The 1,661-nt window shown below is 57.4% G+C and carries 1 rRNA gene and 1 other annotated feature (1 of these 2 only partly in view); the gene reads left to right on the top strand.

Annotated elements, in window-relative coordinates:
• Nucleotides 1-1,523 (top strand): 23S ribosomal RNA (locus CBZ_RS16265); the annotation flags it as partial.
• Nucleotides 1,524-1,597: 74 nt separating this feature from the next.
• Nucleotides 1,598-1,661: a sequence feature (5S ribosomal RNA rRNA prediction is too short), on the top strand; it runs 20 nt beyond the window's last position.

The raw sequence follows: 1,661 nt of genomic DNA, 5'->3' as shown, positions 1-1,661 counted from the left end.
GGGGAGCACGGGACCCGAACCGGTAGTAGGTAAGCGTATTAACAGGGGTGACGCAGGAAGGTAGCCAAGCGTGGCGATGGTAGTCCACGTCCAAGGTCGTAGGGCGAGGTGTAGGCAAATCCGCACCTCACATAGCCTGAGAGCTGACGGTGACCGCATATGCGGGAATCTGGTGATCCTATGCTGCCAAGAAAAGCCTCGACGCGAGGTTCTAGCCGCCCGTACCCCAAACCGACTCAGGTGGTCAGGTAGAGAATACCAAGGCGATCGAGAGAATCGTGGTTAAGGAACTCGGCAAAATGCCCCCGTAACTTCGGGAGAAGGGGGGCCTGAAGCGTGAACCGACTTGCTCGGGGAGCGTGAAGGGCCGCAGAGACCAGGGAGAAGCGACTGTTTACTAAAAACACAGGTCCGTGCGAAGTCGCAAGACGATGTATACGGACTGACGCCTGCCCGGTGCTGGAAGGTTAAGAGGACGGGTCAGCCGCAAGGCGAAGCTCAGAATTTAAGCCCCAGTAAACGGCGGTGGTAACTATAACCATCCTAAGGTAGCGAAATTCCTTGTCGGGTAAGTTCCGACCTGCACGAATGGCGTAACGACTTCTCCGCTGTCTCAACCGCGAACTCGGCGAAATTGCACTACGAGTAAAGATGCTCGTTACGCGCAGCAGGACGGAAAGACCCCGGGACCTTTACTATAGCTTGGTATTGGTGTTCGGTGCGGCTTGTGTAGGATAGGTGGGAGACTGTGAAGCCGGCACGCCAGTGTCGGTGGAGTCAACGTTGAAATACCACTCTGGTCGCTCTGGACATCTAACCTCGGTCCGTCATCCGGACCAGGGACAGTGCCTGGTGGGTAGTTTAACTGGGGCGGTTGCCTCCTAAAATGTAACGGAGGCGCTCAAAGGTTCCCTCAGCCTGGTTGGCAATCAGGTGGCGAGTGCAAGTGCACAAGGGAGCTTGACTGTGAGACTGACAGGTCGAGCAGGGACGAAAGTCGGAACTAGTGATCCGGCGGTGGCTTGTGGAAGCGCCGTCGCTCAACGGATAAAAGGTACCCCGGGGATAACAGGCTGATCTTGCCCAAGAGTCCATATCGACGGCATGGTTTGGCACCTCGATGTCGGCTCGTCGCATCCTGGGGCTGGAGTAGGTCCCAAGGGTTGGGCTGTTCGCCCATTAAAGCGGTACGCGAGCTGGGTTTAGAACGTCGTGAGACAGTTCGGTCCCTATCCGCTGCGCGCGCAGGAAACTTGAGAAGGGCTGTCCCTAGTACGAGAGGACCGGGACGGACGAACCTCTGGTGTGCCAGTTGTTCCGCCAGGAGCACGGCTGGTTGGCTACGTTCGGAAGGGATAACCGCTGAAAGCATCTAAGCGGGAAGCCTGCTTCAAGATGAGGTTTCCACGGGACTCGTCCCGAGAGGCACCCCGCTAGACCACGGGGTTGATAGGCCGGATGTGGAAGGCAGGACTAACGACTGCCGCAGCTGACCGGTACTAATAAGCCGATAACTTCACCACTTCATTCATTGCTACGCGTCCACTGTGCGGTTCCCGAGAGACGAACGGGAACCCGTTTGACAACTCGACAGCGTTACGGCGGTCATAGCGAAGGGGAAACGCCCGGTCCCATTCCGAACCCGGAAGCTAAGCCCTTCA

The organism is Cellulomonas biazotea (assembly GCF_004306155.1).
GTDB classification, from domain to species: Bacteria; Actinomycetota; Actinomycetes; order Actinomycetales; family Cellulomonadaceae; genus Cellulomonas; species Cellulomonas biazotea.
Note: the sequence above shows the minus strand (reverse complement) of the source record. Positions and strands in the feature narration are given on the sequence as shown.